7 protein-coding genes are annotated in these 17,216 nt (G+C 32.9%); 2 read left to right on the forward strand and 5 right to left on the reverse strand.

Annotation, left to right across the window (positions count from 1 at the left end; all coding sequences use genetic code 11):
- Positions 1-393 precede the first annotated feature (393 nt).
- Positions 394-3,126, reverse strand: a complete 2,733-nt coding sequence (locus tag RINTHH_RS01605) for a DUF4912 domain-containing protein (protein ID WP_008232076.1) — start codon at positions 3,124-3,126, stop codon at positions 394-396.
- A gap of 2,352 nt (positions 3,127-5,478) precedes the next feature.
- Here RINTHH_RS01605 and RINTHH_RS01610 point away from each other — a divergent pair.
- Positions 5,479-6,051, forward strand: coding sequence for a peroxiredoxin (locus RINTHH_RS01610; protein WP_008232078.1), 573 nt, complete (start codon positions 5,479-5,481; stop codon positions 6,049-6,051).
- 454 nt (positions 6,052-6,505) lie between these two features.
- Positions 6,506-7,528: an NAD(P)/FAD-dependent oxidoreductase gene (locus tag RINTHH_RS01615; protein WP_044304372.1), complete on the forward strand. Its 1,023-nt coding sequence runs from the start codon at positions 6,506-6,508 to the stop codon at positions 7,526-7,528.
- Between the two features lie 2,495 nt (positions 7,529-10,023).
- Here RINTHH_RS01615 and map read toward each other — a convergent pair.
- The 4 genes from map to RINTHH_RS01635 form a co-directional block, all read right to left on the reverse strand.
- On the reverse strand, positions 10,024-10,851 hold the full coding sequence (gene map / locus RINTHH_RS01620; RefSeq protein WP_008232081.1) for a type I methionyl aminopeptidase: 828 nt from the start codon (positions 10,849-10,851) through the stop codon (positions 10,024-10,026).
- A gap of 1,167 nt (positions 10,852-12,018) precedes the next feature.
- Positions 12,019-14,880 (reverse strand): M16 family metallopeptidase, encoded by a 2,862-nt coding sequence (locus RINTHH_RS01625; protein WP_008232084.1) that lies wholly within the window; start codon positions 14,878-14,880, stop codon positions 12,019-12,021.
- A 140-nt stretch (positions 14,881-15,020) separates the two neighbouring features.
- Entirely contained in the window at positions 15,021-15,467 is a 447-nt protein-coding gene (locus RINTHH_RS01630; RefSeq protein WP_008232091.1) for a VOC family protein, read from the reverse strand.
- Between the two features lie 697 nt (positions 15,468-16,164).
- Positions 16,165-16,677, reverse strand: a complete 513-nt coding sequence (locus RINTHH_RS01635; protein WP_044304374.1) for a TIGR02652 family protein — start codon at positions 16,675-16,677, stop codon at positions 16,165-16,167.
- Between the last annotated feature and the right edge of the window lie 539 nt (positions 16,678-17,216).

Consider the following 17,216-nt stretch of genomic DNA (forward strand, 5'->3'; position numbering starts at 1 on the left):
AGTATAAAAAATATAAAATCTTACCCCAAATATATAAATCATCTAATTGGATAATTTATTCATAAAAGAGTATAAATTTTATGGCTATGTTTGCAATGCTTGTTCGTTGAATATTAGTAAATTCTTTTATACTAAAGAATTATCAACCTTGCATTTTTTATATACAATTCATTTAATCAAGCAAAACTTACCTTCCCTATTTTGATTATATTTGTAATATTATTCAAATGTATTTATTCTCCAAAAATACAACATATGTATTTCATATCTTGAAATACTTCATAAAATCCTGATGAGGCATAAAATAAATAATGTAAATTTTTGAATGACCTCTATACAAAATTATTTATTTTACTGGGGATACCCATAGATTTATATTGTTAGTATTATCAGCTAATGACTCATACCATCTATATCAAGAAAATCGCTATAAAACTGTTTGTGAATAATTTTGACTATTCCATTATTACTATCCTGAGCTTTCATAATGCAATCAATCAAGTTATCAGTGAATGGTATACGTAAGTGGAAAGTGCCATCCGGTCTTGTTTTGATATGATAATCCCCAACTGTAACTTTCGTGTCTGGTTCTGTAGCACCATGAATAAGAAGCTCAGCATCAGCAACCAGCCACAAACTTTCTCCTTGACGACTAAATACGCGGATTGTGGAGGAACGTGCTAATAGTAACCACTGTTTCTCATCTGTAGTGTAACCAATTTCTGCCATATAGTTGCGATCACTATTAGGAATAGCCACAAAGCGATCATTAGTAGTTTGGTCACACTCATATTGTTGTGTTAATTTGGGTTCCTGATAACTCAAATCAATATCAGTTACATCATATAATCTCAAGCTCAATTGTTTAGCCCCCTGATACTGCAATTCGGTTTGTTGACTTGCAGAAACATTCCATGAGGCATAAGCCCATTTGGAAGTACGATTTACTAGAATAATACTACTCTCACCATCCTGAATCGGAGGCTTGGGATATTCGTAAATATTTCCTCCACTATCATTTTTTGTTGTTGAGCGTAACAACGAAGAAGAATCAACTGTCGCAGGTATAAGTCCAGCAGTAGTAGATGCTGCCATCCCCTTTTTAATCCGTAAATTTGTATTAGTTTTGTTAGCTAATGATTCTCCGACAAAAGTACTAAAAACTCGAATAATATTAGAGTTAGCCATAGCAAACCAAACATCTCCATCATGGAGATAACCTAATTCTGCCATGTAATTGCGACCACTTAGTGGAATATCGACAAATAGATTATTATCTCCTTGTTTGCATTGATTTTGTTTAATTAACTTGGGACTTTGATAACTGAGGTCAATGTCAGTTACATCATATAACCTCAAGATAAATTGTTCATCTCCCTGTTTATTCTGATCTGTACCATTTTGTTGAGAACCTCTCCATGTTGCTCGAGCTACTCTTTGACTTTCTGGGATAAGATGCAGACTTATTTTGCTATCTATGCTATTCCTCATGAGGCTAGGCTCCGCCGCATCTGCAATCATATCTAAGGTTTCCGAAGAAAATTTCTGCCGAGGCTCTTGGATATCCTTATCTTTTGTTATAGGAATTTGTGCCATTCCATTTGTGTCGAGGGGGATAGCCGCACCTGTTACTAAATTAGCAATGCTACCTGTTTGGCCATAATGACTTTCCGTTGATAGTATCTCTTGTTTCCCATATGGGGAGGGATAAGAAGGATTAACGACAGCTACTGGTGCTTCCAAGTCTAAAGTGTAACTATGCAGACCGGAAACATTATCAGCTATATTCTCCTGAGATGACTTAATATTACTTATCTGGTCATAATTATCATTGTAGGTATTTCCCGGACCTGGGAGTTCACTTGTAATTTCTGGTTTGACTTTACTGCTCGTTTTTTTACCTAAAATGTATAACACACTCAATACCCCTAAACCTCCTAAGAGCAATTGCCACAACCAGCCAAAATCCCCAAATTTACTTACATTATCAATTATATTATTTGTAATACTTTCTGTTATTGACTTACCATCATCATTTGGTATTTTAACATTAATAATTTTATCTGCATCTGAATTAATAATTCTATTTTTACTTGAATCGTAGCGCGTATTTGTTTGGGTATTGACTCCTGTATTTAATGTTACTGAATTTTGACTTTCTAGTGATACCTCATCACTATAAGATTTTTTTATAGTTTTATTTCTGATAGATACTTTTTGAGTATTTATATAAGAATCATGGTTAATCGCTGTTTGTATGGTATCTTGTCCCAGTTTGCTAGTAATAAATTTCAAGAATGTATTCGCTACTACACTAGAATTACGTTTGTATATATATACTGAGGGGAGAAAAGAAATATATTTTGGATTATCTAGTTGTATTGTATGGAGTGAGAGCACACGGACTGCCGATATGTTAGCTACTTGCTTATTTAGTAGGTAACTTATGCCATCTTTGCCTAACTGGTTGATTATTTGTTCTGTATCATCTGCAATACTATAGTTAGTATTATTAGTACTTATAGAAAATTTACTCTTTTTAAATATTGGATGGTTAAATAAGGCTTGACGAATATTAGTCTTTGTTGGATGATCGATAAGCCTGATTTTACCTGGATAATCTCCTAGTTCAGACCAACTTGTAATCTGTCCCTGGAAAATCTTGGCAAATAATTCAATAGTCAAATCTCCTTGGAAGGGATTATTCTTCCCAACAACAACAGCTATTTTATCTTCATGTAACACAATTTGTTCTAAACCTTGAGCTTTCTCTTCTGGTGTAAGTTTATGGTTAATTGCTGCGATATCTGCCTTACCATCTAATACGGCTTTGATTGCCATGTTCATATGACTACTAGTCATTTCTATCTCAATACCAGAAAATTGTTTTTCAAAATTAGACTGCAAGGCTTTATTAATTGCATTCATACTACTAGAGCTATAAATTCGCACTTTTGTACCCATGGGAACATTTTTCGGCAATTCAAAAGTTGTACTGATATGGGTAGATTCTGCCCTGGTAAACTCTATTACAGTCACACTGAGAATAATTACTGCATTACTTGCTAATAGTGATGCAACAGCCAGTCTGAAAATCCGGTTGTCTTTGTTTTGCTTTTGCCACATAAGTCTTGACGTTTTACAACTATTTGAAACAGCACCTACTAGAACTATTTGTCAGTAGTCCACTTTTACATTAGGATGTGCCAATTATACATATGTGTTATCTGATTTCTAGGTTTTTAGTTCTGTTTGTGGATTAATACAATTACTTTATACAAGTTCATCCTGCTTTTCCTTACTGAGAACCAGAACTTGATTTTTTGCAATTATTGATAATTACATGAACCACAGTTAAATCCAAGTCATTAAAAGCTAAACATATCCTTATGACAATCTACCAACAGAACCCACAAGTGGGAGGATATTACTCTCAGAAAAAAGAACCCTACAATTAAAGCAAGTTTAGGATCAGTAATCCTGCGATTATAAATTTATCAATTATCATTGCAAATGAAGTTATTAAGAGAAGCTTCACATTTTTAATGTAACACCATAATGTTGTGATTATAGCTTCAAATAATGCTGTTTAGATTTTACTGTAGCAGCAACGTAGAGGGATTTGAAGGAGAGTCGGAGCTTATATTGAGAACTCACAGTTAAGGAAATTTATGTCCAAAGGACTTTAGCTTCAGTCTATCAGTACTAATTAGATTAGTTGGTAGTTTTACAAGCCCAAAAAGGAGGTCTACAAAATCTACTTGCCTACTACTATGGATACAAATCCATAGTTTATAAAGTACTACAGCAGTTTAAGTAACTATATTAATTAAGTGCTATGAGTTAAAAACTTATAAATTTCTCCTAGCCATAGACTACTTTGATAATTCCCTATTTCATTAATTCTGCAATGATACAAACTTTACTATAAAAGACTTATTAGTGCTTGAATTTATAGATGTAAATACTAATAATTTAAGAGTGTTTAGTAGCTGATTAATTAATATAATTACAAAGTGATTTTATTAACTTACTGACTCAAATAATAATATTCTGGGGAAAGTATTTATTGACAATTATTGGTGAGTTTATATAATTAGATTTGAGTCTATTAAGAGCAGTCATTAATGATAATATTATGAAGTTTCCCTAACTACCTCTTAATAATAAAAATACATACATGGAAATGAAAGTATATTGGGGATAATGCCCAATATACTTTTGCCTTAGTTCAGCTTATAATAAAACTATACTCATTTTTAATGTATACTTACTATAGTAATATCTATTTTATTTAGTAATAATATTGGGCTTATTATAAAGTTTTGAAAGGGTAGTATGCTTTAAATGTTTAGTTGTATTGAAAAAAATAAATATATTTTTTACTGTTCTGAGTTTATATATTCTCCTTATTAAGATATCCTAATTGAATACTTGTTTTGGTGTTTATTATTCTCATTGAGTCACAATTTTTTTATCATTAATTTTCTAGTAAATCATACATATTGATCTTATCTCAATTAAGCTGACCTAAGTTGAAAGTATTTTACAGATATTATTACAAAGATTTACTAGTAATTTTTTGTGAAGAAAATATTACTTATAAGTGATAAATAAATTTCGTTGTGAATGATGGAGATAATTTTAATCATAGGCTCATGTACCTTCTGCTGATCTTCAAGAATCATTTACTATGTTTATTCTAAATACTTACTCAGTAATGCTTATAAGTAATTACTTAATTAACAATTATCACAAATACTATGTACTTTTAATTCATATTGATACACGGTTAAGCTAGGTCGAAGTTCTTTAAAACTAAGAACTTCAACTTACTCTCAAGTAATATCTTCAATATATCTATATTTATTACAATAAAAATATTGATGAGGCGTAATACTTGCATTATAGTAGTATACACCTTCTACCAACAAAAATTCCATTACTAATTCTGCTTCTTTTAATACCTGAAGAGAACTATAGATTGTAGCCTGTAAAGAAGTGGGTTTATACCCATTTAGAGTTAATATTTGTTCTGCATGTGTGCTCTATCAGGCTTAGTAGATTCGAATAGATTGCAAACTCTGGGGAGTTAATTGTAGCCCTTAGATTTTAAAATCTGAATAATTTTGTCGGACTTCTTTTCCATATCAATTAATTGTGTACGTATTAACCATTGAATTTATATAATTTAAGTAGTTTTTGTTGGTATTTCCGAAATGATATTTTTTTAGGAATGGTATCAACTTTATATTAATATCTAACTATCTTGAACTTATATTTAATTAATTGTGTGGAATAAAGTTAATTAAATATAAGCAGGTTATATACAACTCATATTCTAGTAAAAATTCAAAAGTAAAAAATGAGCATTTACCCTTATTGAATAATGATTAAATCAGACTTATCCTTAAATAGTATTTGGTTTATACCTGCTTATAAAAGCATATATTTAGTACAAGCAATTAAGAGGAAATTATGATTGTAATTCAAAAAGTTCCTAGTGCCATTTTTAAGACTCGGGTCCATGATGAATCCATTAATGCTTCTAACCCTTATCGTTGGGAAGATAGAAGTACTCAAGCTATTTTTGCTGGAAAGAAAGTTATAGTTTTCTCTTTACCTGGAGCTTTTACTCCAACCTGTTCTTCAAATCATTTACCACGCTATGAAGAACTATATGATGAGTTCAAAGCTCAAGGTGTGGATCAAGTTATCTGTATCTCTGTGAATGATGCTTTTGTTATGTTCCAGTGGGGTAAACATATTGGTGCCAAGAATGTTTTCTTGCTTCCTGACGGCAATGGTGAATTCACTCGTAAAATGGGTATGCTAGTAGAAAAGTCAAATCTTGGGTTTGGCTATCGCTCTTGGCGTTACTCTATGCTGGTAAATGATAGTAATATTGAGAAGATATTCATTGAACCTAATTATAGTGATAACTGCCCTGTTGATCCTTTTGAGGTTTCTGATGCAGATACCATGTTAGCTTATTTAAAAGGAATTGACTCTCCAGGAATTTCTAAGCCTCGCATCAAATTTGTTGGATAATCAAGTTATAAATTTGATGTCAAAAGAAATCGAACTTTTATAACAGTTATCAATATGGTGAATCTGTTAAAAGTTATATAGTAAAATAATTAATGTTCTAAACAAAATCTTTGTTGCTATTTGTTTTCAAGCACAAAATTATTGTAAATATTCAGAACTTAAAATTATTTTATTTCTTGCAGGGTGAGCATTAGCCACCCTTTTATTATTGGGAACATATACATTAGTTTTTTATATTTTGTTTTTGTATTTATCTTATAATCAGTTTGTATACAATAAATATCTTAAATTAATCTGAGATAGACCATCATCGATGATGGTCTATTGTAAGATGCTCTAACTTATGTGAATAAAAACCTTTTTATTTTTTAATTGCACGTAATGTTATATAAACAAACTAATTTCAAGGAAATATTCCACTTAGATAAAATATTATGATGGGGGAATTATCATTATGAGGCTTTCTAGTAAAAACCTTTCTGGACATCTGGAATACATCTATGATGTTATTGTTGTAGGTGGTGGAATGGGTGGCCTTTCTGCTGCCATTTATCTTGCCCGTTATGGACTTAAATGTTTAGTAATTGAAAAGGGGAAAGGACGTTCGATATGGATGCAGAACCTGCGTAATTATGTAGGCTCAAGTCCTAATACAAGTGGAGCTTCAATTATCCATCATACTACCAAACAAGCCATTGAGTGGGGAGCTGATTATCTTAGAGGATTTGTTGAAGATGTTACTGATGAAGGCGAAACCTTTGCTGTCAAAGTAAAAGTAAGAAAGAAAGATAGCATATATCCTGTGTTTCGGAGCCAATATTTGATTGCTGCATCTGGTGTGATTGATATTTTACCCGAATTGGAGAATATGCAGAATGTTTATGATTATGCAGGATACACCCTTCATGTTTGCATGATTTGTGATGGTTTTGATATGTGGGATCAGCGTGCGGTTTTGATTGCAGGAGAAGAATCACAGATAAATGCTGCATTCGTATTAAACTGGTTTACACCCTATATTACCGTTTTAACCCATAATTTATGTCAACTAGGTAATAAGATGAAACGGAAATTAGCAGAGCATGGCTACCCACTGTACGAACAACGAATTATACGATTCATAGGCGAAAATCATAAAATGAGTGGTGTTGAGTTAGAAAATGGTACAGTAGTTGAAGCTACTACAGGCTTGATAAATATGGGATCAATACACAATAACTACTATCTGAATGGTATTGAGGGTCTGGAATGGGATAATGGGAATCTAGTAACTCATGGTATGTCTCAAACTAGTCATGAACGTATTTTTGCCCTTGGGGATTTAAAAAAAGGACTGAACCAAGTGTCCATAGCAGTTGCAGATGGCACAATGGCAGCGACTCAGATTTGGCGTAATATACGTAGGATAAGCAAACCACGTAAGTGGAAGGAGAATATTCAGGCTATAAGCTCTGATCAGCTAACCTCTCATGTTTAAATACTTTTCGGATTACTTGCAAAAGTCATAATTGCGTAGATGTAAAACTATCAGGGATTTCTAAAATTATCTAAATTAGATTGCCTGCAATATTTTGTATAGGTTTTTGCCTAAGAATAACCATCTATGGGTTGCTGTAGTTAGTTAACTCAATACTTATCAATCCACACAAAAACTAATCTTACAAATAATGAATTTTATCTTGGGATAAGTGGTTTAAATTCTCCATTTTGACTCCCAAATTATTATATTTTAAGCATGATTATAAGCTAATGAGAATAAAAAATGATTTTGTTGTCCACACCATTAATTAAGTCAAAAAGTAATTATTCTGTTTATACAAAAATATAAATATGTCACGATAGCCTAAGAATTACTATCTTGTGGCTACTACTTAGTTTTTATAATTAATAACTGTACAAACCAAGATAATAAAAATGAACTACTATGGTATGGATAGGAAGAGTAAGGCAGTAAACAGATAGTCATTGGAATAGAATCTGCTTAATTAGTTTTGGCTGTGAAAATATCTAGACCTATTCTCATTGTTGATTTATGATATTTTCTATGGGCTTAAGTAGAATTTCTAAAATTAAAACCCCAAATTGGCAGATATTGAATGTCTTAATTACATCAATTCTTGCTAACCTGTTTTGAATAACAATTCAAATACTACTATCATATTGATAATTGTCATCTGTAAAAAGAAAACTACAAAGCTGCTATTTTTGATATAACAAGCCTACAGTTTTTTCTGAATTGATAACGTCGTCCTATAAAAATACAGATATCTTTTTAAAAGCCGGTTTTAAAAACCCTAATCAAAGGAGTAATTTTGACTTTGGATAGTTTCCACAAAGTTAATGCATTATGGATATATTTTTCTTGTAAACAATGAGATGCAGAATATATAGGTCTAGTTTTGCATTGCTATTCCCACAATCCAGCAAGCAAATCTACTACAAAAATTAATGTAGAATAAAATATACCTATGAAATGAACCAGTAATATTCAGATTATACTTTAAGCTGTTATGTTACAAGATACTTTCAATAGCTTAAATGCCTGAGGACTATCATCTAAAGGAATAAGAATTGTTGTCAATCCATTAGACACTCCATTAAATAAATTTTCTAACTAAATTTTTCTCACTATATTACCGGGAGTACCTTTAAAAGTAAAAGAGTATAAGTTTCAATATTATGATCTAAATTTAGAAGAAATTAGATTATGATTAGTGTTTTTGCTCATCTTCCTGCGCTTAAATTGATAACCTTAACTATTTGAGTTGCTAACTTACCAACAACTATTCATTTCCTAATCACTACACCTTTATTTTCTGAGTTTCGCTTGTAGCTGGTTTAGCTTGCTCCACTTCACTATTAACTATGTGAGATAATGCAAGCTATTCACTCAAATTTACAAATATCAAAACTACAATTGCTATTATTATGGTTCCAATTAATAACATCTGTAGTTGTAGTATAAACTAAAAACCTATTTCATTAAAATAACTTTTAGCAGTAATATTTCAGTCTAAAGCCCTACTATTACTTTAGAAATTGCAGGAGACAATCTTGAAAACCAAATCAGTCCACTTACTACAAACTTAACAGCATTAGCAACGCATATTTGATATGCTTTATTTATTATCCTCAGTTTTGAGATTTATGCCTACGAAGATATTTTAGTGATAGGCAATTGTTAAAGTGTGATGGTAAATATTTCATGTAGTGCATCATGAAGTAGAGAATGCGTTGAGAAATAAGATGTCTAAAGAATAGTTATACGTAAACCTATTAGTAGAAAAAACTGCATACACAAAGATAAAACTAGATGCTGAGTACACTGCTAAAAAAGACTTATACTGAAAGATATGACAATGTTTATGAGTTCTACTGTTGATCATTCTGACTGAGAGATTAAATCAATATAACGAATAAGTAAGAATTTACTGGTTCACCAAATTTATAAAAATATTGACGAATATAGCAATTTCCTAGGGATATGCTTGACAAGTTATTCAGATGTAATCAATTATGCTATTTGCTGAAACATTATTTATCTTACAGGTAACATACAGAAAACTACCCTTATATTTTTAATATATTTGATTATTTAGAATCTAAAATAACATGAAAATCAAAAATAAATGCATGCATTATAGCCAATTCTCCATAAAAAAATAAGGAAAGCTAGAATTTATTGTATGGCAATATTTATAATTTAGGATTTGTTTTAATCCCAATAATTGTCTTAACTCTAACTTACATAATAATGCTTGTATGTATCTTATGTACAAGCATTATTATGCTATTTATCCATCTCAACTAGCAGAAAATTAAAGACCTTAAAAGACATAAACTCAATACAAGAAGAGGTTCTGTTTCCAAATTTATAAATGTAAATTTAGAACCAGCACCTCTTCTTTAAAAGTTGTGGGTAATTATCTTAATAAGCTCATAAATTTCATATGTTTATGGCTTATTCTGCACTTAAACTGCGGCCCTGTCAGTTAAAATATCATAACCTGTATCTGTCACCAAAACAGTATGCTCAAATTGGGCAGATAGAGAATTATCAACGGTTACTACAGTCCACCGGTCTGATAAAGTTCGGGTGAGTCTAGAACCTTCATTTAAAATTGGTTCAATTGCTAAAGTCATTCCTGAACGCAATCTTACATTGGGCATTTCCTTCGTACGGAAGTTAAATACAGAGGGTTCTTCATGTAAATTTCGACCTACCCCATGTCCAGTAAAATCCTCTACCACGCTAAAACCATTTGCTTTTACATGGTCTTCAATAGCTCCAGCAATATCAAGTAAATAGTTTCCAGCCTTTACTTGTTCAATTCCTTTATAAAGGCTTTCTTCAGCTACCTGGATCAGTTTTTGTGCTGCAGGAGTTACTTCACCTACAGCTATAGTTATACAGGAATCACCATGAAAACCTTGATATAAGGCACCAGTATCAACTTTTAAGACGTCCCCTTTACGGATAACTTTTTTGGAATTAGGAATACCATGTACAACTTCATTATTAATACTGGAACAAATAGAAGCAGGGAAGCCATGATAGCCTTTAAAGCTGGGATTAGCACCCATTTCCCGAATTCGTTTTTCTGCATAATCATCTAAATCAGCAGTTGTCATCCCTGGTTTTACTAAGTCAGAAATTTCTTTGAGGACTATAGCAACTATTTTGGCAGATTGTCGCATAATTTCTATTTCCCGTTGGGATTTAACTTCGATACCCCTACGTTGCCTTTTGGTACGATTCTCTTGAGTCGTTTGTATAAGCAAGTTGCTGAAGATGTTCATAGTGTATTGGTTAATTTATTTTTGTAGTAGGGCTTAATTTATAGAATAGGTTGTTTGCTTCTAGCTGAGAATTGATTTCCATATATTATTTCAAGTTAACTTATTTTGGGGATAGCAGAGTAGTAAATAACTACAGAGTGTAAGTATTTACGTGGCATGGGAAAGGAAATTTAATCACAAATAGTTGAAATAACTGACTATATGGCAACTCCTAGAGATAATCTTTGAGAAAGTGAAAACCATAAATTAGCTAGTAGTTGGACTAGTATCAAAAGGATAAGAGCACACTGTTATGGCAAAATGCGAAGAGATTAATGCTATGGCACAGAATTATAAAAAAATAACAAGAATTATAGTGAGAAAGTGTTAGAATAAGAAGATAAATAAAAATACTATCAACTGCAGACAAATCAATAGGATAAATAATTGTTCTTAGTATTACTTAACCTCAAAGAGTAAATTTAGCCTATCTAATCAAGTATTAATTAGTATGAAATAACAGGGACAATCAAAAATTTATAACAAATGTTTATGAGTATTTACGAGCAAAAAATTTACTTTATGGTGCTAATGACTTTTATCATACAATCTGCACAGTTGCTAAATATTCTGGATTAAAGCCATGAGAGCACAATCAGTTATAATGAATTTAATCCCTAGTCTGAAATTATTTACTCAGTTAAAAAGAAGCTCAAATAACTAGCATGTTTCCACTATTACTTCAAATCAAAGCGATGATTTAAGTTATCAATTTAAACAAACAAAAAGCCTGATTGAAATTTTTAAGCTTAACAGATAAAGGTTTTTAATTATAAGCCACAACCAAACAAAAATTAGAAGACATAAAGTCCTAACACATGACGTTTTATTTGATTCAGTTTCTATCGGAGTAGTTCAGTACGATAAACCGGGTCCAAGTATCATCAAGCCTCAATGAATTTTGGAAATAATGTATCTGGTAGCATAATTGCAAAAGCTAATAATCCAAATATTATACTACATAATAGTTGTCAGTCATCCGGGTTTATAGAGGTAAAACAAAAACCACCAATAGCATAATTGACAAGGGAAAATCCTACATATTCACTGCATTCACTCTAGAAAAATCCAACTCCTAATTTTATATTTTGGAGCAATAATTAAGTAGCAAAGATCAAAATATTTTAATTATTTTGTCTGTTTATAGCCTTTCTCTATGACAATAGAAGGGCTTGTAGTAACCACAATTACTTTGTCTGGATGCAACAATTCTCTTGCCACTTTATTTACTTGCTTGAGACTAACATCTTTAATCTTAGCAGTGAATTTATGTAGTTCTCCTGGAGTGAAACCATACACTTCATTCATGAGAATTTGATTAGCTAATTCCTCTGGTTGAGCCAAAGAAACATTATAATTACTTATCAAAGTTCTTTTAGCTGCTTCTACTTCCCTAGCTGTTACACCCTGGCAGTGAAGATCTTCCATCAATTTACGAGTACTAGCGATTGCTTGTCTAGCATCTTCAGGAGCAGTTTGCATCTCAATAGCAAATGTGCCAAAGTTATTACCTGCATTTACCGAACTGTAAATGCCATAAGTCAAACCCTGACGATCACGTATCTCTGCACCCAAGCGGCTCGATACTGTATCTCCGCCCAAAATTTGATTTAATACCAAGGTTGCATAATATCTACTATCTTGCCGTTTAATTCCCTGATGACCTATATAAGTAATGGCTTGGGCTTTATCATTGACTACTGGATTTAATTGCACCAAGTTTTCTGGTATATCCACATTAGGATATTTCAAGCTGGGAGCAGGTATTTTGGCTTTCCAGTCACTAAATTCTTCTTTAATTAGGGAGTATACCTGTTGCACCTCAAAATTTCCAGTTAAGACTAAAGTGGTACTTTCAGGACGATAATGTTTGGCATTAAAGCTAATTAAATCCTCACGATTAATACTATTTAAACTATTATCACTAGGAAATTTATGCAGTGGATGATGCTTAGGATATACTGATTGAACAAATGTCTTAATTGCTACTTCTGTAGGATCTTCCGAATTTTCAGCCAATTTACTCAACGCCTTCTTCCTACTAATTTCCAACTCTTTTTCTGGAAATATAGGATTTTTGATGACATCTGCTAGCACTCTTATCAGCATAGGTAAATCTGCACTTAAACTGCTACCCCGAATTGCCACCCCCTCACGATAACTCTCAAATTCCAAACCAGCTCCCCTAGAGGCTAAATTGTTTGCAATTAATATACCATCTTGCTCTCTAGTACCACTCATCAAATTAGCTGCCACCATAGCAGCTAAACCACCCTTGTTTTCTGGATCAAATTCCTGACCAGCTTTGACATAACCATTTAGGGTTACAGTGGGAGTATTTTGATCAGGTAATAACAATAACTTTAAACCATTATCCAAGCTAAATTGTTGGGGTAAAGTTGGCTCTTGCACCATAGGGCCAAAATCCACTATTGGTAGATATTCAGACATTTGTATAAAATCTTTCTCCTCAACTTCATTGATGGGGCTTTGATGTTCGGGGAAATCAATAATTTCTCCAGTTGAGGAATTGGCCACACTTGATGGTGATTTTGAGTCTTTATAGTTAAAGGTTGGTTGAAAGAATCCTACAGTCCTAACTTCCGGGTTCAAGTATTTTCTATTAACACGCTGTACATCTCCTACTGACACCCTATTAAGTGCTGCTAAGTACTTGTCAGTATAACGATAGTCACCAGTAACTGTTTCATCATTACCCAATTGAATCCCCTGATTAGTAATATCACGATTATCTAAAATTAGAGATGCAGTTAACTTCATCTGGGCACGTTTGACTTCTTGTTGAGTAACAGGCTGTTGTGCCAACTTTGCAACCTCTACCTTCATAGCATCATCAATCTTGGATAAATCCTGTTTGGGGTTAGCTTTTACTAATATTTCATACCAACCACCTGCCGATAGTTTTGGTAAATAAGTTTTAATTTCTGTTGCTAACCCCGATTTTACCAATGCCCTTTCCAAATAAGAATTTTTATCCATGCTCAAGATATAATTAATTACATCCAACACAGGAATATCCTCGTGGTTTACATCAGGAATGGGGTATACTGCCTGCACTAATGCTGTATTTCCAGGTCCTTTTAATACTATGGGATCAGATGCAATTTTATAGCTATCTAATGTTTTAGCAATCCTTGTTCTCTTAATTGGTTGCAACGGTTTAGGAATTTTTCCAAACGTTTTCCCTACCATCTCCATAGTTTTTTTCCGGTTAAAATCTCCTACAATTACCAAAACAGCATTGTCCGGACGGTAAAAATTACGATAATACTTTCTTACTTGTTCAACATTAAGTTTTTGTACATCGGCCTTAGTACCTCCTACTGGCAAACCATAAGCATGGTTGGGGAATTTCTGCTTTAAAATAGCACTACCAAGACGGTAATCAACACTATTCTCATAACCTTGTAACTCAGAAATAACTACTCGCTTTTCTATTTCCAACGCTTTGGCGTTAATTAAAGCATTCCTTAGCCGATCTGCTTCCAGCTCTAACAATGCAAATAGCTTATTGCTTTCTACCGTTTCATAATATGCAGTGTGATCATAGCCCGTAAATGCGTTCCACTCGCCACCCAAAGCGTTAAATAAACGTCCAAATTGAATAGGGCGTTTTTTTGTTCCCTGAAACATCACATGTTCTAACTGATGGGCAATACCGTTCAATCCTGTTTCTTCATCTCTTGAGCCCAGCTTATACCAGACCTGTAGTGTTACAACAGGACTGCTATGTACTTCCTTTGTTAATATAGTTAATCCATTCTTTAATACTTTCTTTTGTACATCTTTGGTGAGGGGTTTATTATTTAGCGGCAATACTTCCATTATTCTAGAACCAACCGATCGAGGCGTTATGGCAACCCTTATATAAGCTAACTGACTGCCGCGCCATGATATTACTGCCACCAGGCAGATAATGAAAAGTAAGAGAGGAGTGCGGTATCGGCGTAGCAGATAAGATACAGGCATTTATTTTACAATGGCAGTTTAATCTGTAAGTTTAATTACGAACCCCTGATATGCCTCCATCCAGGTCAGGCTCTTACAAGCAATTATGACTTGGGCAATAATTTGCAGGGACTCATCCCACCCACAAGAGTAATATAAAATCAACATTTCAGGGTAGTCAAAATCCGAATTATTTCAACAGGCAGACCATCAGTGTCTGATATAAATGCTACTTCATATATGCTATCACCTATTTTCTGCTGTGTGGGTCCTAACATCACAACCAGAGGTTGAAATTTTTCTGGATTTTCTTGAGACTTTTGAATAAAAATATCTTGTAAGTAATTTAAATAACTCGATAGATTGATACTATACTCAGTTACATCGAATGATAAGTGATAGTATCCAACATAGTGCAAGTCTGCGAATATATTTGGTGCTGGTTTGGGTTCTGGTATTTGAATTAACTCAATCCTACTGCCTATACCTTCCATCCAACAGGCCAATGTATAGCCAGTAGTGAAGCGTTCACTGATATTAAACCCCAGCTGTTCGTAAAATGCAATCGCTCGGTGAATGTCAGCTGTACGAATGGAAACATGGTGCATATACAATAAATTCTCTGGAAGTCAAATCAAATAAAACAATCTAATTTATGAATATTATAGTTTAGTGACCTAAACCATTAGGCATCCAGAAATTGATATTTGTTTTTAGTAAGGCACATAATATAATGCCGATACTCCTTACAAAATGAAGATATTTCTTACTAATACTCCAAGTTGTGTGAGGTCTTGAATTACTTTATTGATTATAAATTAACCCAAATTGTATTCGAATTGTAAGTTAAATAACTCAGCTAAACTTACAGATATTATTTCGTATAGTTTATAGTCAGAGTTAATATAAATAATTCCAACCTTCTTAAGAAATTCTAAACGTTTCTCAGGATGCTTTACCAAAATTTTTATGCGGTAATAAATATTACATTTTACAGTGGTGAATACTTATCTAAATGAGGGTAAATAGCGCAAATTTTCAACTTTCAGTTTGTGATGCTAATATCACGAGTTTTTGAGGCCCTTATTTTGTAAGCATATGTACTACCATTCAATTGGCATATATTTACTATTCTCCCTGATTAGAAATCCCAAGATTTACCCATTGTAGGTATGGTACCCCAGATAAGGTATTCAAAGTTATTAATTTTTTAGGCAATATACATGGCCAGGTATTTTTATGTTGTTTTCTATGACTAACAATCATAGTATCTTCACTTCTACAACTTTTATAAGTTTCTATAAATTATTCTAATAAGCGGAAATATGGATAGCGTACTGGCACACCAGGTTCTTTGTCTAGATCAAAATTAATTACACCCCAGCAGGGCTCCTCGCTAGCATCAGGGCTGAATTCTACCGGTAATCCATATAGTCTTACAGCAGGTATTTCAAGCTGTCCAGAGTACCAAGAAGTATGTTCTTCTAAAGAACTAGACATAAGTATTTGATAACGTTTAGCTATAACAACCCTTGTTGCTCTATAACCCTGAGTATACAAATTGTCTAAAGCCTCATGAATTTCAAAACGAATGCCATCAGGATGGGTATGTTGACGATACCATTCATCATTCCAGCGACACCAATGCCTTCCAGACTGTAGGTGAATTAAATCCCCAGTTTGAGGATGCGCCTCAAATGCACCATGACGCGAACAGAGATAGGTATCTGTTAATGTTAATGCCGGAATTTTTTGTTGACAATGGGGACACTGAATTTCGGGGCCAAATATCGGATATTGTAAGCCTGGATTCATCATGGAGTATATATTAACAATATATAGATATTCACTATCAGAGATAGGTTTTGCCTTACAGTTACAACTCAACTTATTAGGAAAATTATGAATAATGCAATCATTTTAGATATGGAAAACTGTAGCATTCTAGAGCTCCTGTGGTTTTCCATGGTTGAATGATCCATTGACATTTCTAGATGCTAAATCATTTATACCTCTATTCTATCGTGTCTCCTGCTTTCTAATTTTTCTGAGTCTGATCCCTAGCAATAATTATGGCTTGTGATACCACAATTTTTGGTTCTTTAAAAACATCCTATAGAGTTTAGTATTTAGCATATTTATTTCATTCAAAGTATATATTGGGTCTATCACCATCGGAGCATTTACAAAAGTCTAAATAAAATGAAGTGGTTTTGTACGTAACCCCTATTGGTAAGCCAGACATCATGAAAGACTATTATTTCGCCATAGGGCATCTTAGTTAGCATTATTGAATTCTGCCCATGCATAATCCAGTTTTCTTACTGGTCTTGGTAAAATTTTAGGTGATTTTAGGA

Source organism: Richelia intracellularis HH01, assembly GCF_000350105.1.
Taxonomy (GTDB): domain Bacteria; phylum Cyanobacteriota; class Cyanobacteriia; order Cyanobacteriales; family Nostocaceae; genus Richelia; species Richelia intracellularis.

Excerpts from the sequence above, each read along its gene's own strand:
- RINTHH_RS01605 (WP_008232076.1), bottom strand. The coding sequence starts at position 3,126 with ATGTGGCAAAAGCAAAACAAAGACAACCGGATTTTCAGACTGGCTGTT.
- RINTHH_RS01610 (WP_008232078.1), top strand. The coding sequence starts at position 5,479 with ATGATTGTAATTCAAAAAGTTCCTAGTGCCATTTTTAAGACTCGGGTC.
- RINTHH_RS01615 (WP_044304372.1), top strand. The coding sequence starts at position 6,506 with ATGAGGCTTTCTAGTAAAAACCTTTCTGGACATCTGGAATACATCTAT.
- map (WP_008232081.1), bottom strand. The coding sequence starts at position 10,851 with ATGAACATCTTCAGCAACTTGCTTATACAAACGACTCAAGAGAATCGT.
- RINTHH_RS01625 (WP_008232084.1), bottom strand. The coding sequence starts at position 14,880 with ATGCCTGTATCTTATCTGCTACGCCGATACCGCACTCCTCTCTTACTT.
- RINTHH_RS01630 (WP_008232091.1), bottom strand. The coding sequence starts at position 15,467 with ATGCACCATGTTTCCATTCGTACAGCTGACATTCACCGAGCGATTGCA.
- RINTHH_RS01635 (WP_044304374.1), bottom strand. The coding sequence starts at position 16,677 with ATGATGAATCCAGGCTTACAATATCCGATATTTGGCCCCGAAATTCAG.